General features: G+C 51.3%; 22 protein-coding genes, 4 tRNA genes and 1 pseudogene. 11 read left to right on the top strand and 16 right to left on the bottom strand.

Annotation, left to right across the window (positions count from 1 at the left end; all coding sequences use genetic code 11):
• Positions 1 to 8: 8 nt before the first annotated feature.
• The 5 genes from EH207_RS03945 to csrA form a co-directional block, all read right to left on the bottom strand.
• Positions 9 to 85, bottom strand: a tRNA-Arg gene (locus tag EH207_RS03945).
• A gap of 76 nt (positions 86 to 161) precedes the next feature.
• Positions 162 to 238: transfer RNA gene (locus tag EH207_RS03940), tRNA-Arg, on the bottom strand.
• A gap of 63 nt (positions 239 to 301) precedes the next feature.
• Positions 302 to 378: transfer RNA gene (locus tag EH207_RS03935), tRNA-Arg, on the bottom strand.
• A gap of 7 nt (positions 379 to 385) precedes the next feature.
• Positions 386 to 478, bottom strand: a tRNA-Ser gene (locus EH207_RS03930).
• A 296-nt stretch (positions 479 to 774) separates the two neighbouring features.
• Positions 775 to 960: a carbon storage regulator CsrA gene (gene csrA, locus EH207_RS03925; RefSeq protein WP_005972168.1), complete on the bottom strand. Its 186-nt coding sequence runs from the start codon at positions 958 to 960 to the stop codon at positions 775 to 777.
• 233 nt (positions 961 to 1,193) lie between these two features.
• Between csrA and EH207_RS03920 the strand changes: the two genes are divergently transcribed.
• Positions 1,194 to 2,314, top strand: a protein-coding gene (locus EH207_RS03920; RefSeq protein ID WP_137712505.1) for an IS3 family transposase whose coding sequence is annotated in 2 segments (ribosomal slippage) — positions 1,194 to 1,452 and positions 1,452 to 2,314 — 1,122 coding nt in all. Because the reading frame shifts where the segments join, the coding sequence is not laid out codon by codon here.
• Between the two features lie 191 nt (positions 2,315 to 2,505).
• On the opposite strand, the gene alaS is transcribed toward EH207_RS03920, so the two are convergent.
• From alaS to pncC, 4 genes are all read right to left on the bottom strand, one after another.
• Positions 2,506 to 5,133 (bottom strand): alanine--tRNA ligase, encoded by a 2,628-nt coding sequence (gene alaS, locus EH207_RS03915; RefSeq protein WP_137712828.1) that lies wholly within the window; start codon positions 5,131 to 5,133, stop codon positions 2,506 to 2,508.
• A 136-nt stretch (positions 5,134 to 5,269) separates the two neighbouring features.
• Positions 5,270 to 5,758, bottom strand: coding sequence for a recombination regulator RecX (gene recX, locus EH207_RS03910; RefSeq protein ID WP_137712827.1), 489 nt, complete (start codon positions 5,756 to 5,758; stop codon positions 5,270 to 5,272).
• Between the two features lie 44 nt (positions 5,759 to 5,802).
• Complete coding sequence (gene recA / locus EH207_RS03905; protein ID WP_137712826.1) at positions 5,803 to 6,873, bottom strand: recombinase RecA; 1,071 nt, start codon at positions 6,871 to 6,873, stop codon at positions 5,803 to 5,805.
• 105 nt (positions 6,874 to 6,978) lie between these two features.
• A complete protein-coding gene (gene pncC / locus EH207_RS03900; protein WP_137712825.1) occupies positions 6,979 to 7,473 on the bottom strand; it encodes a nicotinamide-nucleotide amidase in 495 nt (164 codons plus the stop codon).
• 312 nt (positions 7,474 to 7,785) lie between these two features.
• Here pncC and EH207_RS03895 point away from each other — a divergent pair, with 312 nt between their 5' ends.
• The 3 genes from EH207_RS03895 to EH207_RS03885 all read left to right on the top strand — a co-directional run bounded on the left by EH207_RS03895 (position 7,786) and on the right by EH207_RS03885 (position 10,420).
• A complete protein-coding gene (locus EH207_RS03895) occupies positions 7,786 to 8,277 on the top strand; it encodes an SRPBCC family protein (protein ID WP_137712824.1) in 492 nt (163 codons plus the stop codon).
• An 84-nt stretch (positions 8,278 to 8,361) separates the two neighbouring features.
• Positions 8,362 to 9,036 (top strand): MarC family NAAT transporter, encoded by a 675-nt coding sequence (locus EH207_RS03890; RefSeq protein WP_137712823.1) that lies wholly within the window; start codon positions 8,362 to 8,364, stop codon positions 9,034 to 9,036.
• A gap of 562 nt (positions 9,037 to 9,598) precedes the next feature.
• Positions 9,599 to 10,420: an alpha/beta fold hydrolase gene (locus tag EH207_RS03885; protein WP_137712822.1), complete on the top strand. Its 822-nt coding sequence runs from the start codon at positions 9,599 to 9,601 to the stop codon at positions 10,418 to 10,420.
• Between the two features lie 583 nt (positions 10,421 to 11,003).
• Here the strand turns inward: EH207_RS03885 and EH207_RS03880 are convergent.
• From EH207_RS03880 to yafN, 4 genes and pseudogenes are all read right to left on the bottom strand, one after another.
• The gene (locus EH207_RS03880) at positions 11,004 to 13,361 is read right to left on the bottom strand and encodes a hypothetical protein (RefSeq protein ID WP_137712821.1); all 2,358 of its coding nucleotides are present in this window, start codon (positions 13,359 to 13,361) and stop codon (positions 11,004 to 11,006) included.
• 501 nt (positions 13,362 to 13,862) lie between these two features.
• Positions 13,863 to 13,994 carry a type II toxin-antitoxin system YafO family toxin gene (locus tag EH207_RS18570; protein WP_377805043.1) on the bottom strand — a complete coding sequence of 44 codons (132 nt, stop codon included), beginning with the start codon at positions 13,992 to 13,994 and terminating at the stop codon, positions 13,863 to 13,865.
• 123 nt (positions 13,995 to 14,117) lie between these two features.
• A complete protein-coding gene (locus EH207_RS18565; protein WP_377804900.1) occupies positions 14,118 to 14,264 on the bottom strand; it encodes a hypothetical protein in 147 nt (48 codons plus the stop codon).
• Positions 14,261 to 14,554 (bottom strand): annotated as a pseudogene (gene yafN / locus EH207_RS18535) (type I toxin-antitoxin system antitoxin YafN). Before yafN ends, EH207_RS18565 begins: the two are co-directional and overlap by 4 nt.
• Before the next feature lie 732 nt (positions 14,555 to 15,286).
• Between yafN and mutS the strand changes: the two are divergent.
• Positions 15,287 to 17,851 (top strand): DNA mismatch repair protein MutS, encoded by a 2,565-nt coding sequence (gene mutS / locus EH207_RS03865; protein WP_137712820.1) that lies wholly within the window; start codon positions 15,287 to 15,289, stop codon positions 17,849 to 17,851.
• A 131-nt stretch (positions 17,852 to 17,982) separates the two neighbouring features.
• Here mutS and EH207_RS03860 read toward each other — a convergent pair whose 3' ends face one another.
• The gene (locus EH207_RS03860; protein WP_137712819.1) at positions 17,983 to 18,531 is read right to left on the bottom strand and encodes a YaeQ family protein; all 549 of its coding nucleotides are present in this window, start codon (positions 18,529 to 18,531) and stop codon (positions 17,983 to 17,985) included.
• A 239-nt stretch (positions 18,532 to 18,770) separates the two neighbouring features.
• Here EH207_RS03860 and EH207_RS03855 point away from each other — a divergent pair, with 239 nt between their 5' ends.
• Together EH207_RS03855 and rof are read left to right on the top strand one after the other, a co-directional pair.
• Complete coding sequence (locus tag EH207_RS03855; RefSeq protein ID WP_137712818.1) at positions 18,771 to 18,971, top strand: YaeP family protein; 201 nt, start codon at positions 18,771 to 18,773, stop codon at positions 18,969 to 18,971.
• Positions 18,958 to 19,218 carry a Rho-binding antiterminator gene (rof, locus tag EH207_RS03850; protein ID WP_137712817.1) on the top strand — a complete coding sequence of 87 codons (261 nt, stop codon included), beginning with the start codon at positions 18,958 to 18,960 and terminating at the stop codon, positions 19,216 to 19,218. Before EH207_RS03855 ends, rof begins: the two co-directional genes overlap by 14 nt.
• Before the next feature lie 64 nt (positions 19,219 to 19,282).
• Here the strand turns inward: rof and tilS are convergent, their stop codons facing one another.
• Positions 19,283 to 20,611, bottom strand: coding sequence for a tRNA lysidine(34) synthetase TilS (tilS, locus tag EH207_RS03845; protein WP_246048957.1), 1,329 nt, complete (start codon positions 20,609 to 20,611; stop codon positions 19,283 to 19,285).
• Between the two features lie 9 nt (positions 20,612 to 20,620).
• Entirely contained in the window at positions 20,621 to 21,010 is a 390-nt protein-coding gene (locus EH207_RS03840; RefSeq protein WP_137712815.1) for a VOC family protein, read from the bottom strand.
• 177 nt (positions 21,011 to 21,187) lie between these two features.
• Here EH207_RS03840 and EH207_RS03835 point away from each other — a divergent pair, with 177 nt between their 5' ends.
• The 4 genes from EH207_RS03835 (at position 21,188) to EH207_RS03820 (ending at position 25,676) form a co-directional block, all read left to right on the top strand.
• Positions 21,188 to 22,720, top strand: coding sequence for an L-lactate permease (locus tag EH207_RS03835; RefSeq protein WP_137712814.1), 1,533 nt, complete (start codon positions 21,188 to 21,190; stop codon positions 22,718 to 22,720).
• A gap of 99 nt (positions 22,721 to 22,819) precedes the next feature.
• Complete coding sequence (locus EH207_RS03830; RefSeq protein WP_137712813.1) at positions 22,820 to 23,539, top strand: (Fe-S)-binding protein; 720 nt, start codon at positions 22,820 to 22,822, stop codon at positions 23,537 to 23,539.
• 11 nt (positions 23,540 to 23,550) lie between these two features.
• Positions 23,551 to 24,972, top strand: a complete 1,422-nt coding sequence (locus EH207_RS03825) for a LutB/LldF family L-lactate oxidation iron-sulfur protein (protein WP_137712812.1) — start codon at positions 23,551 to 23,553, stop codon at positions 24,970 to 24,972.
• Positions 24,972 to 25,676 (top strand): LutC/YkgG family protein, encoded by a 705-nt coding sequence (locus EH207_RS03820; protein ID WP_137712811.1) that lies wholly within the window; start codon positions 24,972 to 24,974, stop codon positions 25,674 to 25,676. The genes EH207_RS03825 and EH207_RS03820 overlap by 1 nt, the downstream gene beginning before the upstream one ends.
• Positions 25,677 to 25,707: the final 31 nt, after the last annotated feature.

The following is a 25,707-nucleotide window of genomic DNA, read 5'->3' as shown; positions in this document are numbered from 1 at the left end:
ATCTTTTATGGTGCATCCGGGAGGATTCGAACCTCCGACCGCTCGGTTCGTAGCCGAGTACTCTATCCAGCTGAGCTACGGATGCAAATGGCGCAGAGATTGAGTTGCCTGATTGAGCGAGGCAAAAAACTTGCTGTAAAACTGATTGATATACCCCAAAATGGTGCATCCGGGAGGATTCGAACCTCCGACCGCTCGGTTCGTAGCCGAGTACTCTATCCAGCTGAGCTACGGATGCACAGATAATTCTTCGTACGGGTGCAGAGTTTGCTTGGCACTGCTAAAAAACCTGACATTTGAATGGTGCATCCGGGAGGATTCGAACCTCCGACCGCTCGGTTCGTAGCCGAGTACTCTATCCAGCTGAGCTACGGATGCAATCAAATGGCGGTGAGGGAGGGATTCGAACCCTCGATGCAGCTTTTGACCGCATACTCCCTTAGCAGGGGAGCGCCTTCAGCCTCTCGGCCACCTCACCTTACGCTACCTATAATCACTGTTAAGAAGTTCTCGTCAGTGCTCGCCGGTACTGCGTGGCGCACATATTACTTTCCAGGACTTATAAGTCAAATAATTTTTCCCAACTTATGTTTGTTTGCGCAATTCGCATCCAAGAAGAACGAATTCACGACAAAAAGTGCATTTTATCAACACAAAAACAGATGCTTATCCTGCGATAGAAAAGATAATTAAAGAAGGAAGAGCGTGGTGATAAATAGACGAAGGGAAAACGGGAAAACAATAGCGTCTCGTGTCAGCGAGACGCATTGCCAATCAATACGAAGTCGGCTGAGATTTCTCTGCCTGAATTCGTTGATAGATCTCTTCTCGGTGGACAGAAACCTCTTTGGGCGCATTAACACCAATCCGCACCTGGTTACCTTTTACCCCAAGCACGGTAACCGTTACCTCATCGCCGATCATGAGGGTTTCGCCAACTCGACGAGTCAAAATAAGCATTCTTTGCTCCTTGAAAGATTATAAAGAGTCGGGTCTCTCTGTCTCCCCGTCATTATCCATCATGTGCCGTGAAAACGTAAACCTAGACGATGGTATAACCACCCCACCATCACGCTCCTAGTTTGTCGCTACTGTTAGTTTAGTCGATATAAGTAGCTTGTGTGACCTGCTCCCCGTTGATTAATACACACCGATGTTAGTAATGTCTTCATAAGTCACATGAGGACGTCACCATGAAGAAGCGTTTTTCCGACGAACAGATCATCAGTATCCTCCGCGAGGCCGAAGCCGGGGTTTCTGCCCGGGAACTCTGCCGCAAGCATGCTATTTCAGACGCCACCTTTTACACATGGCGCAAGAAGTTTGGCGGCATGGAAGTCCCCGAAGTAAAGCGACTCAAGTCCCTTGAAGAGGAGAACGCCCGTCTCAAGAAGCTACTCGCTGAAGCCATGCTGGATAAGGAGGCGCTTCAGGTGGCTCTGGGCCGAAAGTTCTGACGACAGACCAGAAGCGGGAAGCCGTGGAAGTCATGTGTGAGACAACGGGTCTGTCGCAACGTCGTGCCTGCAGGCTGGCAGGCCTGTCCCTGTCAACCTGCCGTTATTCGGCCCAGCGTCCGGCTGCTGACGCGCAGCTATCCCTGCGCATCACTGAGATTGCATTTGAACGCCGCCGCTTTGGTTACCGGCGTATATGGCAGCTTCTGCGGCGTGAAGGTCTTTGCGTTAATCACAAGCGGGTTTACCGCATCTATCACCTTAATGGCCTGAGCGTAAAACGCAGACGGCGTCGTAAAGGGCTGGCGACTGAGCGGCTTCCGCTCCTGCGCCCGGATGCACCGAACCTGACCTGGTCAATGGATTTTGTCATGGATGCACTCTGCAGCGGTCGCCGGATTAAGTGCCTTACCTGTGTGGATGATTTCACGAAGGAGTGCCTGACGATCACCACAGCATTCGGGATTACAGGCGTGCAAGTGACACGCATTCTGGACAGCATTGCGCTGTTTCGTGGCTACCCTGCGACGATAAGAACCGATCAGGGCCCGGAGTTTACCTGCCGCGCTCTCGATCAATGGGCCTTTGAGCATGGTGTTGAGTTGCGATTAATCCAGCCAGGTAAGCCAACTCAGAACGGATTTATTGAGAGCTTTAACGGTCGCTTTCGGGATGAGTGCCTGAATGAGCACTGGTTCAGCGATATTCTTCATGCCCGGAAAATTATCAATGACTGGCGGCAGGACTATAACGAGTGCAGACCTCATTCCTCGCTGAACTACCAGACACCGTCTGAATTTGCAGCAGGCTGGAGAAATGGAAAATTAGAAGGTAAACAAACCGATATTACTAACTGATCGTTGTATCTAACACTGGGGGCAGGTCATGTGCCTTTGTTATCACAACAAGATACTCAGCACATCCGGCTTCAGAATTTCCAAAGGCGACATACTGTTCATCTTGCTTGCCGGATACCTTTCCAACAAGACAAAAACGCCATAACCAATTTTTCAGCCATGGCGTTTTGTTGGGTAACACGAATGTTAATTTACAGCTTGTCGGTAACCCAGGCTTCGACACTGGCTAATGCGCTAGGTAGCGCCACCGCGTCAGTACCGCCCGCCTGAGCCATATCTGGACGGCCGCCGCCTTTGCCGCCGACCTGCTGGGCGACGAATCCTACCAACTCTCCAGCTTTCACGCGGTCGGTCAGATCTTTCGTCACGCCAGAGATCAGGCTGACTTTACCCTCTGCCGTCGTTGCTAACACAATGATGGCCGACCCTAACTGATTTTTCAGGTCATCCACCATGGAGCGAAGCAACTTGGCCTCCACATTATCCAACTGAGTGACCAACAGTTTAGTGCCGTTGATTTCTTTCGCTTTACCCGAAAGAGAAGAACTTTCCTGTGCAGCGTGTTGAGCTTTCAGTTGTTGAAGCTCTTTTTCCAGTGTACGAGTCCGCTCTATGACAGAACGGACTTTGTCACCCAAATTGTTGCTATCGCCTTTGAGAAGCTGAGCGATGTCCTGCAAAACATCACTTTGGCGATGTAACGCGGACAAGGCCTTTTCACCCGTCACAGCTTCAATGCGCCGAACACCAGCAGCAGTACCGGATTCGGAAACGATCTGGAACAAACCGATGTCGCCCGTACGATTGGCGTGCGTTCCACCGCAGAGTTCGATAGAGAAATCACCCATGATCAACACACGAACATGGGCGTCATATTTCTCGCCGAAAAGCGCCATCGCACCCTTATCTTTCGCATCAGACAGCGCCATAACATCGGTTTGTACCGCGAGATTACGACGAATCTGTGTATTGACGATATCTTCGACCTGACGGATCTGCTCAGGTTTCATCGCTTCGGTATGAGAGAAATCGAAACGCAGATAGCTGTCGTTAACCAACGAGCCTCTCTGCGCGACATGATTGCCTAAGACCTGACGCAGTGCAGCATGCAGCAAGTGAGTGGCGGAGTGATTCAAACGAATACGGTCACGCCGCTCACTATCAACAATAGCATCTACGCTATCATTAATACGCAGAGTCCCCAGAGTCAGCTTGCCAATATGACCGATAGCCTTACCATATTTCTGGGTATCCTGAACAGCAAAGCTCGCATTGGCGCTTTTTAATTCACCTTTGTCACCAACCTGCCCACCAGATTCACCATAAAATGGGGTTTCACCAAGAATAACAACGGCCTCTTCGCCCGCTTCAATCTGATCTACCGCTTTGCCATCGTGATAGATCGCAATAACGGTGGATTGCTGGCGTGTCTGCTCATAACCACAAAATGGGGTTGATGCATCCACGCGAACAACATTGTTGTAATCGACACCAAAGCCACTGGCTTCACGGGCACGCTGACGCTGAGCTTCCATCGCTAGGTCAAATCCTTTCTCATCAACCTTCAAACCGCGTTCACGACACACATCAGCCGTGAGATCGATGGGGAAACCATAGGTATCATAAAGTTTGAAAGCCGTTTCGCCGTCCAGCGTGTCACCGGACAGTTTTTTGATCTCATCATCCAGCAATGACAAACCACGCTCCAACGTCCGGGCAAACTGCTCTTCTTCCGTTTTGAGCGCTAGCTCAACCTGCGACTGCTGTTTTTTTAGTTCAGTCGCCGCAGAACCCATGACCTCGATTAGCGGTGCGACCAGCTTATAGAAAAATGCTTCCGTCGCCCCCAGCATATTGCCATGACGAACAGCGCGGCGAATAATACGACGCAGAACGTAGCCACGGTTTTCATTGGAAGGTATTACGCCATCGGCGATCAGGAAAGCACAGGAGCGAATATGGTCGGCAATAACACGTAACGATTTATTGTCCAGGTCAGTCGTACAGACTGTTTTGGCTACCGCAGCAATCAGCGTCTTGAATAAATCGATCTCATAGTTCGAGTTCACATGCTGCAACACAGCAGAAACTCGCTCTAACCCCATTCCGGTATCAACAGAAGGCTTGGGCAACGGCAGCATCGTACCGTCAGCCTGACGGTTAAACTGCATGAAAACGAGATTCCAGATCTCAATATAACGATCGCCGTCTTCATCATGGCTTCCTGGCGGGCCGCCGGCGACATGGTCGCCATGATCGTAGAAAATTTCAGAACACGGACCACAAGGGCCGGTGTCGCCCATCTGCCAGAAATTATCTGACGCAAAGGGTTCGCCCTTATTGTCTCCAATGCGAATGATGCGCTCATGTGGGATGCCGATTTCATTTGCCCAAATATCATAGGCCTCGTCATCCGTGGCGTATATCGTTACCCACAATTTCTCTTTTGGCAGGTTAAACCACTTTGGTGCGGTCAACAGTTCCCATGCGTAATGGATTGCATCCTGTTTAAAGTAATCGCCAAAACTGAAATTACCCAACATTTCGAAGAAAGTATGATGGCGCGCGGTATAACCAACATTTTCCAAGTCGTTATGTTTACCACCCGCCCGCACGCAGCGCTGCGAAGTCGTCGCTCTTAGATAGCCACGTTTATCCAGTCCCAGAAACACGTCTTTGAACTGATTCATACCCGCATTAGTGAATAACAGGGTTGGGTCGTTATTCGGCACCAGGGAACTGCTATCAACAACCTGATGTCCCTTACTGTGGAAAAAATCGAGAAACGCTTGACGGATCTCAGCGGTGCTCTTGCTCATAATTGTCCTGGAGTCAAACTAAAAGAACAGATCGCGGGCAAGGTTAGTGCAGCATGCTGGCGCTACCGTGCAACTCACGAACAAAAAGTGGGAATAAGATAAATTTTCTTCGATGGGAAGTAAAATCCCGTATGCATCAATCTGAAAAATTCGCATAAACGAATTGGATTTCTTCATGAAAAAAACCACGATATAGCAAATATCGCTGCAATTTTACTTTTTCTTTCCATTCTACAGGTAGAGGATACCCGAATTTTCGTTCTGCTACCGACTTTGCCAGCTCACACCAGTCAATATCACATTCATTAAAAGCGGCGACAATCGTTCCTTTGTCGATACCTTTTTGGCCTAATTCCGTTCTGATACGCTGTGCGCCATATCCCTTACGGCTGCGACTGCGGATATAACGATGGGCAAAACGTTCATCATCCAGCCAGCCATGTTCGGTACAGTAGAGTATGGCTGATTCGATTTCTTCGACAGAAATGTTTCCGGTTACATCATCTGAACCGGTTTCTGTCGGTGCAAATTTACGCAGATACGCCGCAAGCTTGCGGCGTATCTCAGCTTCACTATGTTCGCGAACAGCAAGCACGTTCATTGCATAACGTAATGGTTTACTCACTCACCAATCCGTAAGCAACGTTATGCCACATGAGTCTCCGCACATTAAAACTCTTCGCGCCCTTCCCCCGCCACTTCTTCATCGTAATTCTCGCCGACAGCTGCAGGAGAGGATTCATTACCTTTATGCAGCAGCATTCCACGCAGTTTCTTATCCAGTTCAGCAGCAACGGCAGGGTTTTCTCTCAGGAAATTGCAGGCATTCGCTTTGCCCTGGCCGATCTTTTCACCGTTATAACTGTACCAAGCTCCCGCTTTTTCAATCAGCTTGTGCTTAACGCCCAAATCAACCAGTTCACCGTGAATGTTGATCCCCTCACCGTACAAAATCTGGAATTCAGCCTGTTTGAAAGGCGCCGCCACTTTGTTTTTAACCACTTTCACACGGGTTTCGCTACCGACAACTTCCTCACCCTCTTTGATGGAACCAATACGGCGAATATCCAGACGCACGGAAGCATAGAATTTCAGCGCATTACCGCCTGTAGTGGTTTCAGGGTTGCCGAACATGACACCAATCTTCATACGAATCTGGTTGATGAAAATCAACAGCGTATTGGCCTGTTTCAGGTTACCCGCGAGTTTACGCATTGCCTGACTCATCATCCGAGCGGCAAGCCCCATATGCGAATCACCGATTTCACCTTCAATTTCCGCTTTAGGCGTTAGCGCAGCAACCGAGTCGACAATGATGACATCCACTGCGCCAGAACGTGTCAGCGCATCACAAATTTCCAGCGCCTGCTCGCCGGTATCCGGCTGAGAACACAGCAGGTTATCAATATCAACACCAAGCTTTTTAGCGTAAATCGGGTCCAGCGCATGCTCGGCATCAATAAACGCACAAGTTTTACCTTCACGCTGGGCCGCGGCGATAACCTGCAAAGTCAGCGTGGTTTTACCTGATGACTCCGGGCCATAAATCTCAACGATACGGCCCATCGGCAGCCCCCCCGCTCCCAATGCGATGTCCAGAGACAGAGAACCGGTAGAAATTGTTTCAACATCCATTGAGCGATCTTCGCCCAAACGCATGATAGAACCTTTACCAAATTGTTTTTCGATCTGGCCCAGCGCTGCCGCCAGAGCCTTTTGTTTGTTCTCATCAATAGCCATTTCTACTCCTGTCACGCGGCGTAAAGCTGTCTCTACGCGGTCGCTTAATCATGGATTGTCGAATTAATCACTGACATTATACTGTATACACATACAGCATCAAGGTTATTTTTGCAGAAACTCATCCAACAACGTTTGTAATGCAAAGCGCACCGATTGCAAGCGCACGTCATTTCGGTCTCCGCTGAACAACACCTTACGGGTGACGGTGAATCCCTGACTGTCGGTAAAACCGAACCAGACTGTCCCGACGGGCTTTTCAGCAGAGCCTCCATCAGGGCCGGCAATACCACTGACCGAGACGGCAAAATCCGCTCTGGCTGCGCGTAATGCCCCCGCCGCCATCTCCCCAACCACTTCGGCACTCACCGCACCATATTGGGAAAGCGTGCTTTCATTAACGCGCACCAAATCCTGTTTAGCCTGATTACTGTACGTCACAAAACCATAATCAAACCACTCAGAGCTGCCAGCAACATCGGTGATAACTTTCGCCAACCACCCGCCTGTACAGGACTCCGCACAAGTAACCTTTGCACCACGCGCCTTGAGGCGATCGCCAACCAGACTGCTTAACTGTGAAATGTCAGTTTCCGTCATTGCCGAATCATCTTAATGAGGAGGGAATGAATAAGGGTAACACTTTTCCTTATAAAAGCGGGTTTGACGCCTGATGTGCGATGCCCACCGCAAAGGAAAAAAGACGTTACATAAAATTGAGCCTGTTGATGCTTAGCCTTTTTATAAAAACAGCAACGCAATGTCTAAGCGCCCCAGACGACTCCCTGCAAGACACAAACAGAAGTACCTGACTCCACCTAATGTGTCTTCTGACTTTGCTTCATCGCCAATATCAGTCAGAATGCATGAAAAATGCCCTTTAGGGCTAAAAATCCATAGGGAGGATTTCTGGTGCGCCCCTCTTTTCTTAAAAATATTGGCATCAAAAACGGAAAAGATTCAGATGAAATTCGCAGCAGCATCACGATTGATCGTTCTGCGGAAACGCTGTTTGCGCTCTGGCGCAAACCGGAAACGTTGCCAGTGTTGATGAATCATTTTGCGACCATCGACATTCTAAATAACACCGATTCGCGCTGGCGTGTTAACACGCCGTTTGGCGCCCTCATTGAATGGCAGGCACGGATCGTTGATGAAAAAAGTGGTGAGTACATCCACTGGCGCTCCCTCGAAGGCGCTCGTATTCCCAATGAAGGCCGACTGTCGTTCAAATCCGCGCCGTCAGGCACAGGCACCGAAGTCACGCTGATGATCCGCTTCGATCCCCCCGGCGGTTTTCTGGGGAAAAAAATCAGCCAGATGTTCGATATATTGTCCAAGGATATGCTGACAAAAACGCTTCAACGCTTCAAAAATCTAGCTGAAAATGACGGTTCCGCTTGAAAAGGTACAGCATGGCGCCACCTTTTCCCTCATGGATGAACATCTTTAATATTGCATGGTTTTCTATCTTTCAGAGGAATTCAAATGCTGGAATTGATTCAAACTATCGGTCTTGGTTTAGTCCTTATTTTACCTCTCGCGAACCCCCTCACAACTATCGCCGTGTTCTTGGGACTGACCAAAGACATGAGTCAGGGCGAACAGAATCGACAAATATTTCAGACTTCATTGTACGTTTTTATCATCATGACCGTCGCATTCTATGGCGGTCAGTTAGTGATGAATACTTTCGGTATTTCGATTCCTGGCTTGCGCATTGCCGGGGGATTGATCGTGGCGTTTATCGGCTTTAGCATGCTTTTTCCCCAGCAAAAACCAGAGCACATCCCTGAAGTCAAGAGCAAGACGGATGAAATAAATGACAGCCGCGTGGCCAATACAGTCAATATCGCTTTCGTCCCTCTGGCAATGCCCAGCACGGCCGGTCCGGGGACAATAGCCCTTATCATCAGTACTGCTTCACAAATCAAAAGTGGTGTCGACCTTACGCCCTGGGTTGTTATGGTCGCGCCCATACTGACCTTTATGCTGGTGAGTTTTATCTTGTGGCTGACGCTGAAGAGTTCTCATCTGATTATTAAATTGGTAGGAAAAGGCGGCATCGAAGCAATTTCGCGACTAATGGGTTTTCTACTGGTATGCATGGGTGTTCAGTTCATTATCAATGGCACGTTGGAGATCGTGAAAAACTATCATTGAATTAAAGCTTGCGCCTCTGAAACCTTTTATTTCAAATAATCATATGATTATCTAAGCGTGTCACTCGTTACCATTAAGGCAATACGAGTCTTCTTTTTTTATAAGATCACAGTGTTTATTTCAACATATTACAGGCACAAAGACTGATTTATTACTTTATCCGTTATTTTCGAATTTAAGATAAAAAAATCCCGCACAAGGCGGGAAAGGTCATTCTAATGACAAGGGTGATTAACACAACATTCACAGGGAGGTAATGTATTGACAAGGAGTAAATAAAATATAACAAGGAAAGTGTATAGTATTGTCATCGACAGGTAAGGTTAATCGAACGGATGTAAAACAACATTAGTAATATTTGATTTCCAGCACATCTCTATTTAATTATTTTCACTGAAGTAAGTCGGGGCGCCATCTGAAAAGCGGGTGGGTAAGTAATATAACCCTCGCCCTACCATAAAATAATCGGCAAAAAACTTGCCTTATCTCTGTCACTCACCAAGGCTTAAGTATTGAACCTGAAATCTGACAAACTCTGCTACGCAGAGAAGGAGAAAAAGAGATGAGCACCTTTACTACACAAGATGGCACACAGATTTATTTCAAAGACTGGGGCGCGGGCAAACCTATTCTTTTTAGTCACGGCTGGCCGCTTGATGCCGATATGTGGGACTACCAACTCAATTATTTCGCTGAACGCGGTTACCGCAGCATTGCATTCGACCGCCGTGGTTTTGGGCGTTCCGGGCAGCCTTGGGCAGGCTACAATTACGATACCTTTGCTGATGATATCAACCAGTTAATCCATCATTTAAACCTTCAGGATGTCACACTGGTTGGTTTTTCAATGGGCGGCGGTGATGTAACGCGCTATATCTCCCGCTACGGGACAAAATATATTGATGGCCTGGCACTGCTTGGCTCCGTTACGCCGATTTTTATCAAAACGGACGATCATCCCGAGGGCGTTGAAAAAAGCGTATTTGATGATATCAGGCACGGGCTGCGTAAAGATCGCGCCCAGTTTATCAGCGACTTTACAACCGCCTTCTATGGCCTGAACAAAGGAACTGACGTGTCACAGGGCGTGCTGACTCAAACACTGAATATTGCGCTACTGGCGTCACTGAAAGGCACAATAGATTGTGTTACCGCCTTTTCCGAAACGGATTTCCGCCCTGACATAGCAAAGATCGATGTTCCGACGCTGATCATCCACGGCGATGCCGATCAGGTTGTTCCATTTGAAGCCACCGGTAAGCTTGCGGCGGACATGATCAAACAAGCACAATTGAAAATCTACGAAGGCGCGCCTCACGGCTTTGCCGCCACTCATTCCGACCAGTTGAATCAAGATTTGCATGCATTCCTGAAAAGCCTTTGAATTCATGCCCCGGCGAACACCGCAGGCTCTGATATTGTTTGCCGGAAACCATGTGAGCCGCCTTTTATGCTTTTTCACCGTTAACTAAACTTTTTAAGTTACATAATAATGAAAACAGCACGAAGAAATAAATTTCAAAGTCCACAGAGGGTGTTAAGACAATGAATACTTCACTCTGAATGCATCGGCCACGCTAATTTCAGGGTTAGATAGCATGCTATTTATCGTATGTTCAGCCGTGTATTATTCAGGATCAATATAACTTATCGGCAGACAGAACAATCAAGGCTCTTAGCTTTTACAATACTGCACCGAAGCAGATAAGACATCCTGTATCATTTCGCTTCGCGTAATGACCATAAAAATCAGCATCACGCGTGGGCGCAATAACACTGACGGCTTCTTGACGGCATTCGATTTAACAGCGCACCACTGGATAACATCCCCTCTGAGCGCGGCATTAAATGCTGAAACATCACCATGCCGTCTTCATAACGAGTATAGGCAATGTTAAATGCCGTTTCATACTCAATGCGCGGTATCCGTCGTGACATAGCGCGCAGTCAAACATCATCATTCGATGCTAAGCATCAGAGTCGCTATCCGAAACGTTCAGATTCAGTGCCCCGTTCCTATCGCGGGAAATATAGGTCGGAATACCTTTCGCAATATTGTTCCTAATCGCTGCCTTTATATTGATAGACGCGCTCGCCGCTCTGGTTTGCCAGAAAGGTCCGCGCTGCTGACTGTCGGAAAACTGGAGCGCTTCGGCACAGGTGCCGCAGGTGCGCTTGGTGCCTACGATACGGTCAGATTCCAGCATTCTGCCCGTGGCATTTTCAAACGCCCGTTTTATCCGATGCTCGGCGTGCAGGTCAATTTGCTGCCCGCCTTCATTGAAGTGAAAATTTTCCGAAGATACCCGAAAACGTCTCGCGACGATGGCTTCAAGCACGGGTTGCGCGTCCGGGGGCCAAACTGAACGGTCATTAAGCATTTTCTCAAGCCGCATTGCATGGCGCAGCCATCGATCATTAGTATCCGGATTGCTTTTTGCTGCCTGAAGTTGTTTTTGCAGTTCCCCTTGCAACCCATTCTCGTTCAACAACATTCTCATTTTACGATTTGTGCCGCGCGCATTTGAAGAAATCCATATTTCGTCGCTCACACGGTCATAGTACGCCTGAACTTCCATTCCGCTGGTAAAAGCGTTCAGCATTACTGAACTCAGCCAGCGCAGTACCTGACGCTCTCGCTCACCGGCATAGGAACGCGGCGCTTTGATGAGCGACGCGCTATTGGCGTACGCCGATTCCAGTGCGCGTGGCCCGCCAGATAAGCGTCCGACCGAACCGGTGATGAGATGGGTGACATCAACTGTTTTCTCCTTATACTGCTGCGAGACCGTGATCCGATGCACCTGCCGTCCCGGTACGACATTTGAAGACCGGTTGTCCGCCGATGCTTCTCGTGGTTGACGCTGATTCACCAGGATATTGCGCCGCTTACTTGGTACTTCGTCAGCAGCAGCCTCCATCTTACGCTTGGGACCGATAAGACGCAGCGACCGTATCGCTTCACGTTCAGAGTAATCGCTGTCAACCACCCGCAAGCGGGCTGGTTCGCCGTCCGATTTACGCCGCAGCACCGTAATAGGCTGTGAACTGCCTATTGGCGTAATAGTGTGACGGGTAATACCAAATCGTCTATCCGCCATATCGCCGGGATTTTTATCGCACAGTTCATTCAAGTGCCGGATAAACACCATCGAGTCAACCGCATCGCCCATCGATTGCGTACGCCGAAAACGCGCCCACTCGTCAGCCAGTCGAGGCGCGAGATGTTTTTTCCATAAGTTTAGCTGATATCTATCTCTGCGCTCTTTGCGCGGCCCCGATAACACCTTTGATGCAGAGTTGCGGCGTGAATCGGCCATCTGGTCGAGAGTTTCTTCTAACGAGGTTTGCGAAGCTAATCGGATATCCGCCAGGCCGCCAGACGCATCAAGCCTACGCAGAACCTGCACTGCGTTCGGCGTACCGGGCACCCGGATCGTGAACAATCGGATGTCCGCCACGTCGGTTTTCTGACCTGAACCACGCTTTTCCTCCTCGATAGTCAATTTGTACAAGGTATCGAGAAAATGGCTGCCCGTTACATCGAGTTTGCCCGGCAACTTCCGGTAAGCGGCGTATAATGGCTGAAACTCTTGCCTACGTTTGTTGCTAATCCATAGATCGCTTAGATGCGGATGATTCGTTGATTTGCCACGCGCCGCAGCCGCTAAGCCATAAGACTGGAATGCACTTTTTTCCATCTGCGCCATCAGTCCGCGTAACTCTTTTTCATCGTCTGGCCGACTCAGCCGACGAAGATCGCGTAATTCGCCACCGGTATCACGACGCAGCACATAAACGTTGTCCTCACTTCCCGGTACGAAAACAGAATAGAGCCGAATATCGTCACGCTCCGTGGGCAGTCGCACGTTATTAAGCGGCTGAGCGGCATCTGTTAGTTGACGGATCACTTTTAGGAAGGCCGGCCCGGATAAGGAGCGGTTATAGGCCGATAACAAACCGCCAAACTCTTCGCGCCGCTGCTGACTGTCATGCCACAGATCTTTTTCTACATTCGACTTAGCATTCTTCCGAGTTGAACTGCTTTGCGCCTCGCCCGCCTCTACACCTAGCGGTGGCCCGTTAGTTCCCTGTGGTGCTTCCGACAGGTTCCGAATCGACAACCGTTTTTTATACGGGCGATCCTCATCGCGTAATTGGGATGTGCCAAACTCCACGACAGAATGCACTGTCGTCTGTTGCGCAGCAAGGCGCTGCGCCGCCGATCTTGTCAATCGTCTTGTCTGGTTACCCGATGTGCTTTGCCGTCCCTCGCCTGATGGTCCGCCAACGTCCAATAGCCCTATTCTTGATCCTACCCTCATACACATGACTCATTTGAATTCGCGAAACCGCCTGTAAGTGTTGAGTGTTCCGACACAGTAAAACGTTGCATAACATGACGACATTGTGATGAATGAGAGTCCTCCGCCCCAACAACATTTCCGAAATTCGTCAATGGCAGAATCCGTAAAAGAGAGTATCGTCTCAATGCGGTAGCAACGTGTCCGCAACGAGAAATATTTTTGCGAGTTTTTCCAGCTCCGGGGCAAGCATGTACGAAAGCACCACCAATATGTGTAGCGAATACGTCCTGCTCTGCCGTCAAACCTTTAACCTTTGATTAGTTATGCTCGAGCGCTTACATGAAGCAAAAAACCGGAATAAAAGAAGGAAGAAATGGTATAACTTATTGATTTAATGGTAATAAAATGAACAATGCCTGTTGTTTATTTTATTGATTGTATTACTTAATACTCTGTTTCATCTTGATGATACACCCAATGGAGTTTGCGTCCTGTTTACGAGAGCATTTTGTAGCCGACTTAATACTTCATCCTGAACGCTTCGGCTATCATCCCGATCTTGTGCATAGGGTTATTGTTACGCGCCATTTTATGCGCTTCGGGTTTCAGGATGATAATCAGCAGGCATGGGGACCCATCGCACCTTGGCAGTATACCAAATGAGCCTGATCGCTGGTTCGTTTGAACTGACGTTAAAACTTAGGAAAAGGGGCATCCGCATCGGCAAGGTGAATGTGAGCCACCTGCTCTTCTTTTACCAAAGGATAGGCACGGTCATCCATCATAGGGTGCATCACGACCAAAGGTATCTGGCAACACACCGTCCTTTTTATAGGACAGAAAATCCGCCGCCAAATCATCAAGCTCTTGCTGGCTCAATTGTTGACGGATCAGCGTTGACTTGAAAATGCTGATGCTCATTCCGTGACTCGCTCAGAATCCTTGCCAGAGGCGTTTTGTAGCAGTTTCTGCCCATTATGCGCAATATCACTTAACGTTCAGCCGACGGCCTGAAATGTACAACGGTATGAACCCTGACCTGCTTCTCTTCTAAAAGATCGATCAGCTCTTCAAACACTTTTGCACTGACCATGTAGCCAGCGGGTCGGTTGTTAGAGAGAACGGCAACCGGTTCATCAATAAAATACTTCGCTGGGTTTTTTCTCAACTCTTTAATATTGATAAATTTTTTATGCGAGAATGCGTTCCATAGATTACCTGAAAGCGTCTTTTATTACATACATCATAATGCACATCAAAGCATATATCGAAGTGGTAGTGTTCAAGCATCTCAGAACCAAAAGGCCGAGCATCTCGAACAGCCCGGCTGAGGCTGCAACAGCGGGCTGATCTTCTTGATGCTAACCGGGATGGGATGGTTTGGCGGTTTGAGTTTGGGCAGAAGGGATAATCAGCCACATTGATTTCTTTTCTGATCGCATTTGGGCTTTGCTTCGTTTGCTTCATCGTCTGGGCAAATTTGCGAGCCGTTTCGCGTGCCTGATCAATATTGGCAAAATCAGATACATTTCCAATCGCGGCTCTGATAACTTCCTGTGGTGCTTTGCCTCCGGTAGCTGTTCTTTGACCGGTATCCATACGGTGCTGGATGATGTAGGTTTTTTCGTGGCGCTGTACACCAAAGCCTATGGGTGAACCACGCTGGTTATCGGTGATAACATAGGGTTTTCGCCCTGGGTTGGGAACGTAGATGATATGCCCTTCGGGATCGAAGGCTGGCTTCACATCAACAGATAACTTATTAATTAGAATAGATTAATTGAGTGTCGCTTTCATCAATGCAATCCAAATGTATATCACTCAGGCAGGATGGATATCACATCTTATCTAGTATACAAATTTATGGAGTCAGGTGGGTTTTTAACGATTTTATAAGCGGCCACCTGAGTTAACAGATAGAGTAAAAATCGAGTAAAATCAATATGAATGAAGCCACAGACAAGGACTTCACCGCCCACACGCCGATGATGCAGCAGTACTTTAAGCTGAAGACACAACATCCTGAAATTCTGCTGTTTTACCGTATGGGTGATTTTTATGAGCTGTTCTATGACGATGCCAAACGGGCATCTCAGCTTCTGGATATTTCCCTGACCAAACGCGGCGCCTCTGCCGGTGAGCCTATTCCTATGGCGGGCGTTCCCCATCACTCCGTCGAGAATTATCTTGCAAAACTGGTGCAGTTGGGCGAATCGGTCGCCATTTGCGAGCAGATCGGCGACCCTGCCACCAGCAAAGGACCGGTAGAACGCAAAGTGGTGCGCATCGTGACGCCCGGCACCATCAGTGACGAAGCGCTGTTGCAGGAAAAACAGGACAACCTGTTAGCCGCCATTTGGCAGGATGAGCGTGGGTTTGGCTATGCGACGTTGGATATCAGTTCCGGTCGTTTTCGCGTCACCGAACCCGCCGACCGTGAAACGATGGCGGCCGAACTGCAACGAACTAATCCGGCTGAACTCCTTTATCCCGAATCGTTTGAATCCATGCCGTTGATCGAGCAGCGTCACGGGTTGCGCCGCCGTCCGTTGTGGGAATTTGAACTGGATACCGCCCGTCAGCAGCTCAATCTTCAATTTGGTACGCGCGATCTCACCGGATTCGGCGTTGAGCAGGCGAAGCTGGCGCTGCGCGCAGCAGGTTGCCTGCTGCAATACGCCAAAGATACTCAGCGCACCTCACTGCCGCATATCCGTGGCATCACCATGGAGCGTCAGCAGGATGGCATCATCATGGATGCCGCCACACGGCGTAATCTGGAACTGACTCAGAATCTGTCCGGCGGAACGGAAAATACCTTAGCGGCGGTGCTCGATTGCACCGTGACGCCGATGGGTAGCAGGATGTTGAAACGCTGGCTCCATACGCCCAGCCGGGATATTGCCGCGTTAACGCAGCGTCAGCAGGCCATCAGCACGCTACAAGCGATCATCCCGACATTGCAGCCTTCTCTGCGTCAGGTGGGGGATCTGGAGCGTGTTCTGGCGCGTCTGGCGCTTCGTACCGCCCGACCGCGCGACCTGGCGCGCATGCGTCATGCTTTCCAGTATTTACCCGATATCCGTGCGCAGTTGGCTCCGTTGGAAACGGACGCTACCCGCCAGTTAGCCAGCCAGATTGGGCAATTCGATGAGCTGCGGGATCTGCTTGAACGCGCCATTGTCGAGACGCCGCCGGTGCTGGTTCGTGACGGCGGCGTGATTGCGCCAGGTTACCATGCCGAACTGGATGAGTGGCGAGCGCTGGCCGACGGCGCCAGTGATTATCTCGACAGGCTCGAAATCCGCGAGCGGGAAAAACTGGGGCTGGATACGCTCAAAGTCGGTTTTAACGGCGTACATGGCTACTACATTCAGGTCAGCCGCGGCCAAAGCCATCTGGTTCCCATACATTATGTACGTCGACAGACGCTGAAAAATGCCGAACGCTATATCATTCCTGAACTGAAAGAATACGAAGACAAGGTGCTGACCTCCAAAGGCAAGGCGCTGGCATTGGAGAAAGCCCTCTATGATGAGCTGTTCGATCTGCTGCTGCCCCATCTGGCCGAACTCCAGCAAAGCGCGGCGGCGCTCGCCGAACTGGATGTGCTGACGAATCTGGCGGAGCGGGCGGAAACGCTGAACTACGTATGTCCGGCACTCAGCGATAAACCCGGCATCAGGATTGTCGGCGGCCGCCATCCCGTGGTGGAACAGGTTCTCAGCGAGCCTTTTATCTCCAATCCGCTATCACTTTCCCCTCAGCGCCGTATGCTGATTGTTACCGGTCCAAATATGGGCGGAAAAAGTACCTATATGCGTCAGGCGGCGCTGATCGTCCTGATGGCGCATATTGGTTGCTTCGTTCCCGCCGATCAAGCCGTTATCGGCCCGGTGGATCGCATTTTCACCCGCGTCGGCGCGGCGGACGATCTGGCCTCCGGTCGTTCAACCTTTATGGTGGAAATGACGGAAACCGCCAATATCCTGCATAACGCAACGGAACACAGTCTGGTCCTGATGGACGAGATCGGCCGAGGAACCTCAACCTATGATGGTTTATCGTTAGCCTGGGCCTGTGCCGAAAATCTGGCTAATCGCATCAAAGCCATGACGCTATTCGCCACCCACTACTTCGAGCTGACCAACCTGCCTGAAAAAATGGAAGGCGTGGTCAATGTGCATCTGGATGCGAGGGAACATGGCGACACGATCGCCTTTATGCACAGCGTTCAGGACGGCGCCGCCAGCAAAAGCTATGGGTTGGCGGTAGCGGCATTGGCGGGCGTGCCGAAAGAGGTTATTAAACGGGCGCGCCAAAAGCTCAAAGAGCTGGAAACGTTATCCAACAACGCCTCTGCCAGCCATATTGATGGCGCACAGTTGGCATTGCTGGGGAATGAAGAACCGTCGCCTGCGCTGGAAGCATTAGAGTCGATTGATCCAGACGCGTTAACGCCGCGTCAAGCATTGGACTGGCTGTATCGGTTGAAGAGAATGATGTAAGCGGGACGATTTCAAAAAGGCGCTGAGCCTCTCAGCGCCTTTATCATTTCACAGACTTATTCCACCCGTAGATCACCGCGCCCTTACGTATCCATTTCCACGCTATTTCGCCCGCCTTTTCATCATCCCGGCTATTTCCGGGCAAGTTGCCAGTCGGCAAAAGTGATTTCCAGACTATTCTTATCATCTGACAACCAGATCGTGCCCTCCTGCAACGTCGCCTGTAGCGTCATGTTACGCTGGGCCAGCGCAGCAAGCTGGGTCAGTTGGCAATCGTCGAGAAAACGAACGGTCAGGTTTTTATACCCGGCGATTTTATCGGCAATGTTTTGCCGCCACACCTGCCCGGCGCGGTCGCTGTAGGCATACAGAACGACAGAGCGGGATTGGTTGCAGGCTTTTTTCAAGCGTCTTTCATCCGGCAAACCCAGCTCAATCCACAACTCCAGTTCCATTGTGTCATTACGCAACCAGATTTCCGGCTCATCGTCGGCGCTTAAGCCTTTGGTGAAACGCAAATTTTCATCCGCATGGCAGATCCAGGCCAGCAAACGCAGCATCATCCGCTGCTCTGTTTCCGAAGGGTGTTGGGCGATAGTGAGGCTGGCGTCATGGAAAAAATGGCGATCCATGTCCGCGATATTAATCGTTGCCTTGTAAACCGTTGCTTTTAATGCCATCTGTTACCTCATATTTATCCAACCACAGTGTACTTGAGTTCGTACTATCCTCACAGTAAAGGTGACGCTTACCGCGTAACGGATGGATTGGGGGAACGGAGGAGTACTGATATCCTGATGGTGCCTATGCTATAGTCGTCTAATTAAATAGAGCTTATCTTCGTAGGCATACAATATCCGTACATTCAAAGTGATGATGCGTGAATGTCTACCGGGTTGAGCTTTCAAGGGAGGATATAGTGCAACAATACTGTGAATTAGTACGCCGCTTATACGCAGAGATCGGCAGCGGCGATCTGGGCTATATACCCGACACGCTGGGTTGTGTGTTGAAAACCCTGGATGAAATTGCCGCGAATACGGCATTGCCATCCTCTGTCAGGGAACAGGCGGCCTATGCCGCCGCTAACTTATTGGTGAGCGATTATGTCAATGAGTAACGAATATCAACCCATCAACTGTGATGATTACGACAACCTGGAAGCAACCTGTCAGCAGAATTTAACGCTGACGCTGGAACTCCGCAGCGGTGAGATCGTTACCGGTAAAGCCCGTGATATGATCTCACGTAAGCATGTGGAATACCTGGTGGTTGAAGATGCGGGTTCAACACGCGAACTGCGGCTCGATCACATTGTCAGCTTCAGCCATCCTGAAATAGGAAAAGTCGTCGTCAGCGAATCTTGACGCCCGGCATGCTTTTCTTCAAAACGGACAACCTGTGACACTCCTCCGGTTGTCCGTTTTCATTTCAGCCTTCGGTATGAGCCGCTTCGCTTTTACGCCAGGCAATATGCCAGCAAGGTTCATTTTCTTGCGCCTGACCTTCGCGCGTAACAAACCAGCCAAGCGCCGCGATCGGTTGCTCACCATAAAACACCAGCGGTGTCCTGTCGCGCCACCAGGGGGGCACGCCAAGTTCCTGCCATAGTTTCTTGATGTGTCGCCCATGCGACCGGCCAACAATGCGGATCGTTCCCCTGGCGTAAAAACGGATGCTGACTGGCTCCTCTGCACGCGGCGGGCGAATGGCGGTTCCGTCCTCTGCCAGCGCCAACGATCCCAGACCTTCCGGCAACAGCAGCGCCCCAGATAACGGCTGCCACGGCAAAACACAGGTTTTCAGTGACGACATTTGCGGCAACACATAGAGATGCTGGCGAAAACGCCGGATTTGCCATTGACCGAGCTGTAACACAGGCTCCGCATCCTGACGGCTAGCCGCCACCTCATGCCATAAACGGTGTAATTGATCCCGTGTCGGCATCGGCACGCCACGTTCCGCCAGCCAACGACGCAATAATGCAAAGCGACGCGCCGGGCTTAGCGCCAACACCCCCGCAATACTCAGCGCGCCATCAGGCCGGCACAACGACTGTAGCGATTCGGCCAACAGTTCATCCAGCAGTAGCTCCTGCTCGGCGCATAGCTGCGCGCTGCGCGCCACGGCCGCAGAGAAATGCGGCCAGCGCTGCGTCAGCAGCGGCAGCACCCGGCAGCGCAAAAAATTCCGGTCAAAGCGCTCATCCTGATTGCTGCTGTCTTCAATCCAGCTCAGTTGATGCTGCACGGCATACTGCGCCAGTTGCTGACGTGAAAACCCCAGCAGCGGCCGTAATAACGTATGCCCGCCAACCGTCGCGCGAGCGGCCATGGAGGAAAGCCCGGCCGGTCCGCTGCCGCGCTTGAGCGCCAGCAAAAAAGTTTCACTCTGGTCGTCAAGGTGCTGCGCCGTCAGCAAGACCTCATCACTTTGCAAATGGGCCAGCAAAGCCTGATAACGCGCATCCCTCGCCGCCGCTTCAACTCCGCCGTTTTGCGTCTCAACCGTCACGGGCAGCGAAGCAAAAGGCACCTGCCACAGTTGGCAGGCGCGTCGGCAATGTTCCGCCCAGTTATCCGCCTGCGCATTCAGACCGTGATGCACATAGGCGGCCCGGATAACTCCGCCACGGCGCTGGCGCAAGGCGGCCAGAAGATGCAGCAACACACTGGAGTCCAACCCACCGCTATACGCCAGCAGGATGTGCCGATGACCCGCGGTACTTTCAGCCACCGCGTCGAGCAAGGTTTCCGCGATGTTCACGGCTTAAGCCTCATACAGTTCCAGGGGCAATCCATCGGGATCGCAGAAAAAAGTAAACCGTCGTTGCGTTTCAGGATCGATGCGCACCGGTTCGCAACTCACACCGGCATGGGTCAGCGAAGCAACAGCCTGCTCAACGTTCTCGACGGCAAACGCAAGATGTCGCAGACCGCACGCCTCAGGCTGGCTGACCCGCGGCGGCGGAGAAGGGAACGAAAATAGCTCTATCAGATAACATTCATTTAACGCCAAATCCCCTTTCCAGGAGTCCCGCTCTGCCCGATAGACCTCATTAATCAGGGTAAACCCGAGAATATCGCAATAGAATCTTTTGCTGCGCGAATAATCGGCAACAATGATAGCAATATGGTGAACACCGCCCAGCTTTAACATAACGCGACCCTATTCTGTCCCACGGATTGATCTATATCATTTGATGCTAAAGATTTTATCATTCTCTTCACTCGAAACGATTCACCTCACAGACCCCCCTATCCCGACTGCTGATACAGTTCACGTTTTAATCCCAGGCTCAGCAATAACAATCTAAATCAATAAAAAGGAGTCGGTATGTTTGACCCACAGATGTTTTTTTTGGGTAGTTCCCCGTTAATTGTCTTGATCTTGATGATCCTATGGTTGAAAACACCTGTGCACTATTCCGTTCTGGTTGCACTGGGCTTGACGCTGATTATTGCCGGTTGGTACTGGCAGTCATCGCCATCAGACCTGCTGCTGTCATCACTGTACGGCGCAACCAAAGGACTGTGGCCGATTGTAATCGTGATACTCGGCGCAATCTACAGCTACAACCTGATGCAGAAAACCGGCGCCATGGAAGTACTAAAAAACACGCTGGCCACCATCAGCGACGATCCCCGCATTCAGGTTTTACTGATTGCCTGGTGTTTCGGCGGGTTTCTGGAGGCCGCCGCGGGGTTCGGCACCGCCGTCGCCATTCCAATCAGCCTGCTGATTGCGTTGGGTTTCAATCCGCTTAAGGCCGCCATTGCCTCGCTGGTGGCCAATACCGTGCCAACCGCTTTTGGCGCCGTGGGTATTCCGGTAACGATTCTGGCGCAGCAAACCGGCCTGCCGGTAACGGAGCTTGGCGGCATGGTGATCATTCAGCTTGCGCTATTCAATCTGCTGCTGCCGTTTGTCATTATCGCCATTACCAATGGCGGTATTCGTGCGCTGCGCGGCGTGGTATTTATCACGCTGATGTGCGGGATCGCCTCGCTGGTGCCACAGTATCTGGTCGCGGCATACATTGGCGCCGAACTGCCCGCTTTCGCCGGCAGCCTGGTCAGCATCGCCGTCGTCATGTGGCTGGCCAAACGCCGGCCTCCCGTTCAGGCCGCCGAACAAGCGCCGCCAAAGACGACATACCGCCGCGGTGAGATGTTACGAGCGGGTTCGATATACCTGCTGACCTTTATCTTTATCCTGCTGTGTTCTCCGCTGTTTCCCGCGCTGAAGCAGACCGTCGGCCTGATTGCCTCACAGTTCCCTTTGGCGCTGAGCACCGGGCAGACGCTGCTGCTGAAAATCGAATGGCTGGGCACCCCCGGCGTACTGATTATTCTCGCCACGTTGACCGGCGGCGCGATTCAGGGCGCGCGGCCAGGCGCCATGCTTGACGTCCTGTGGCGCACCGTCGTGCAACTAAAAAACGCCATCATCGCCATTTGCGCTATCGTCGCCATGGCAACGGTGATGGACACCAGCGGCATGATCGGCGATGTCGCCAACTCGCTGGTGGCGATCACCGGACGCGGCTACGTCTTCATTGCACCGCTGATTGGCGCGCTGGGTACTTTCGTCACCGGCAGCGACACCAACTCCAACGTGTTGTTCGGCAAGCTGCAAACCACCGCGGCGCAACAAATAGGCACCGATCCGCTCCTGCTGGCGGCGGCCAACACCTCTGGCGCAACGGGCGGGAAAATGATCTCGCCGCAGAGCATCTCGATAGCCGTATCAGCAACACGCCTGGAAGGGCAGAGCAGCGCCATTATGTCCGGCGTGTTGCGCTATTGTCTGATCTACATCGTCATTCTCGGGTTTAAGGTCAGCGCCCTGTACTATTTTTTTTATTAGGCCGCCAAACAACATAAGCACTTTGAATTAGATAAAAATACAGCCAAAAAACTTATCAGCCCGGCTAACGTTTAACTGTTGTCAATGGAGCAAACGTCAATGAATATCAATTTTTATGTCACCTGCCTTGGTGATGTCTTAAAGGCCAAGATGGCGCGTGACACGGTGCTGCTGCTTGAGCAGTTGGGCTGTAACGTATTTTTTCCCGAAAAGCAGGGCTGCTGCGGCCAGCCCGCGCTGAACAGCGGCTATGTCGAGGACGCGAAACCCGCCATGAAGTCCCTGATCATGGCGCTGGAAGAAAATGATTATCCGATTGTGTCCCCGGCCGGCTCCTGTACCTATGCCATCAAAAGCTATGCTGGCTACCTGAGCGATGAACCAGCGTGGGCGCAGCGCGCGCAGGCCGTGTCCGCACGAATGCAGGATCTTACCTCGTTTATCGTCGATGTTCTGGGCGTGGTCAATGTGGGCGCTCGCCTGCCCGGTAAGGCGGTATACCACCCATCCTGTAGCCTGTCCCGTAAGCTGGGCGTCACCGATGCGCCGCTTACGCTGCTAAACCATGTAGAAGAACTTGAACTGATGCCGTTTGAACACCAGGAAACCTGCTGCGGTTTCGGCGGCACCTTTTCGGTCAAGATGGCCGAAATCTCCGGTGAAATGGTCAAGGAAAAAGTGCGGCATCTGACGGCGCCGCAGCCGGACTATCTGATTAGCGCCGACGTCAGTTGCCTGATAAATATCGGCGGCAGGCTAAGCCGGGAAAACCATTCCGTCAAGGTGATGCATATCGCCGAAGTATTGATGAGCCGATAAGGGGGCCGCTGATGTATTTGAAAACCAGTAAAGTCGATTTCAGGCCGCGCATCAATGCGGAAATGCAGGACAATATCATGCGTCGCAATGTTTCCATGGCGCAGGAGCGCATCGGCGGCAACCGGCAAAAGATGGTGGAAGAACTGGGTAACTGGGAACAATGGCGCGATCAGGCGGAACAAATCCGTAATCACGTACTGGAAAACCTGGATGCCTATCTGTACCAGTTGACAGAAAAAGTGAACGAAAATGGCGGACACGTCTTTTTTGCCCGCACCTGCGAACAGGCCACCGACTATATTCTGAAGGTCGCGCAAGCCAAGCAAGCCAAAAAGGTGGTGAAGTCAAAATCCATGGTCACGGAAGAGATTGGCATGAACCAGGTGCTCCAGCAGGCGGGCATCACGGTGGTGGAAACCGATCTGGGCGAATATATTCTCCAGTTGGATGAAGATCCGCCGTCACATATCGTCGTCCCCGCTATTCATAAAGACCGCCACCAAATCCAGCGCATATTGAAAGAACGCTTAGGCTACAGCGGCCCGGAAACCCCGGAAGCGATGACCCTATTTATCCGCCGGAAGATCCGTCAGGATTTTCTGACCGCGGAGATTGGTATTACCGGCTGTAATTTCGCCGTCGCCGAAACGGGGTCGGTCTGTCTGGTGACAAATGAAGGCAATGGGCGGCTATGCACCACCCTGCCGAAAACCCATATCGCGGTGATGGGCATGGAGCGTATTGCGCCCACTTTCGCCGAAGTCGACGTCTTGATCACCATGCTATGCCGCAGCGCGGTAGGCGCCCGCCTAACCGGTTACAATACGTGGCTGACCGGCCCGCGTCGGGAAGACGACATTGACGGCCCGGAGGAATTTCATCTGGTCATCATCGATAACGGACGCTCTCAGGTGTTGGGGTCCGAATTCCGCTCGGTCCTGCGCTGCATCCGCTGCGGCGCCTGCATCAATACCTGTCCGGCCTATCGTCACATCGGCGGACACGGTTACGGTTCAATCTATCCCGGCCCTATCGGTTCCGTACTGTCGCCGTTGTTGGGCGGCTACAAGGATTTTAAAGATCTGCCTTACGCCTGTTCACTCTGTACCGCCTGTAACCAGGTGTGTCCGGTGAAAATCCCGCTGGCGCAGTTGCTGCTCAAACACCGTCGCGTCATGGCGGAACAGGGGCTCACGCCCAAAACGGAGCAACGAAGCATAAAACTCTTCAACTACGCCAACGCCCATCCCGGTTTATGGAAAGTGGGCATGGTGATGGGCGCCAAAGCCGCCGGGTGGATGATTAAGGATGGTAAAGCGCCATTTAATATTGGGGCGCTGGGTGCATGGACGCAGGCGCGCGACTTGCCGGAAGCAGATGGCGAAAGCTTTCGCAGCTGGTTTAAACGTCATCAGTCCGAGGGGAAAAAATAATGCTTAATCAACAAAACCGTGACGACTTTTTAGCGGAAATTGCCACACAACTTGGCCGGGAAGTGCGTCATAGACCCGTTTGCGCCATCACAGAGACGACGTTGCTGGCGCAAACGCGCCTGACGGAGCTGTCGCCGGATCAACGCTGTCAGGCATTTGTCGATTTCGCCCGAACCACCCTCAAGGCCAACTGTGTAGTGACATCGGCAGAGGCGTTACAGGAAAATCTGTTGGCGCTGTGCGAAGAGTACGGCCAAACGCCCGTGATCGTGAGCGGTGACGCGCGTCTGGAAGAACTGGGCATTACGCAGACTTTGCAACAGCATTACAACGCGCATATCTGGCACCCTGCGGCCCAGGAGGAGAATATTCGCCTTGCCGAACAAGCGAAGATTGGCGTGGTCTACGCTGAAGCGGGGCTGACGGAATCTGGCGGCGTGGTGCTGTTTTCCGCGCCAGAGCGCGGTTGCTCGATCAGTCTGCTGCCTGAGTCCTCTATCTTTGTGTTGCGCAAAAGCAACATCCTGCCGCGTGTGGCGCAGTTGGCGCAGCGATTACACTCTATGGCGCAAAACGGTGAACGTATGCCCGCCTGCATCAATCTGATTGCCGGTCCCAGTTCCACGGCGGACATTGAATTGATTAAAGTTATCGGCGTACATGGGCCGGTGAACGCGGCCTATCTGATTATTGAAGACTGCTGATGTAACACAACCAGTACCCATGAAAAAGCCC

Origin of the sequence: Brenneria rubrifaciens (assembly GCF_005484945.1) — a bacterium.
Lineage (GTDB): Bacteria > Pseudomonadota > Gammaproteobacteria > Enterobacterales > Enterobacteriaceae > Brenneria > Brenneria rubrifaciens.
This window is presented reverse-complemented; position numbering and strand designations above follow the sequence as displayed.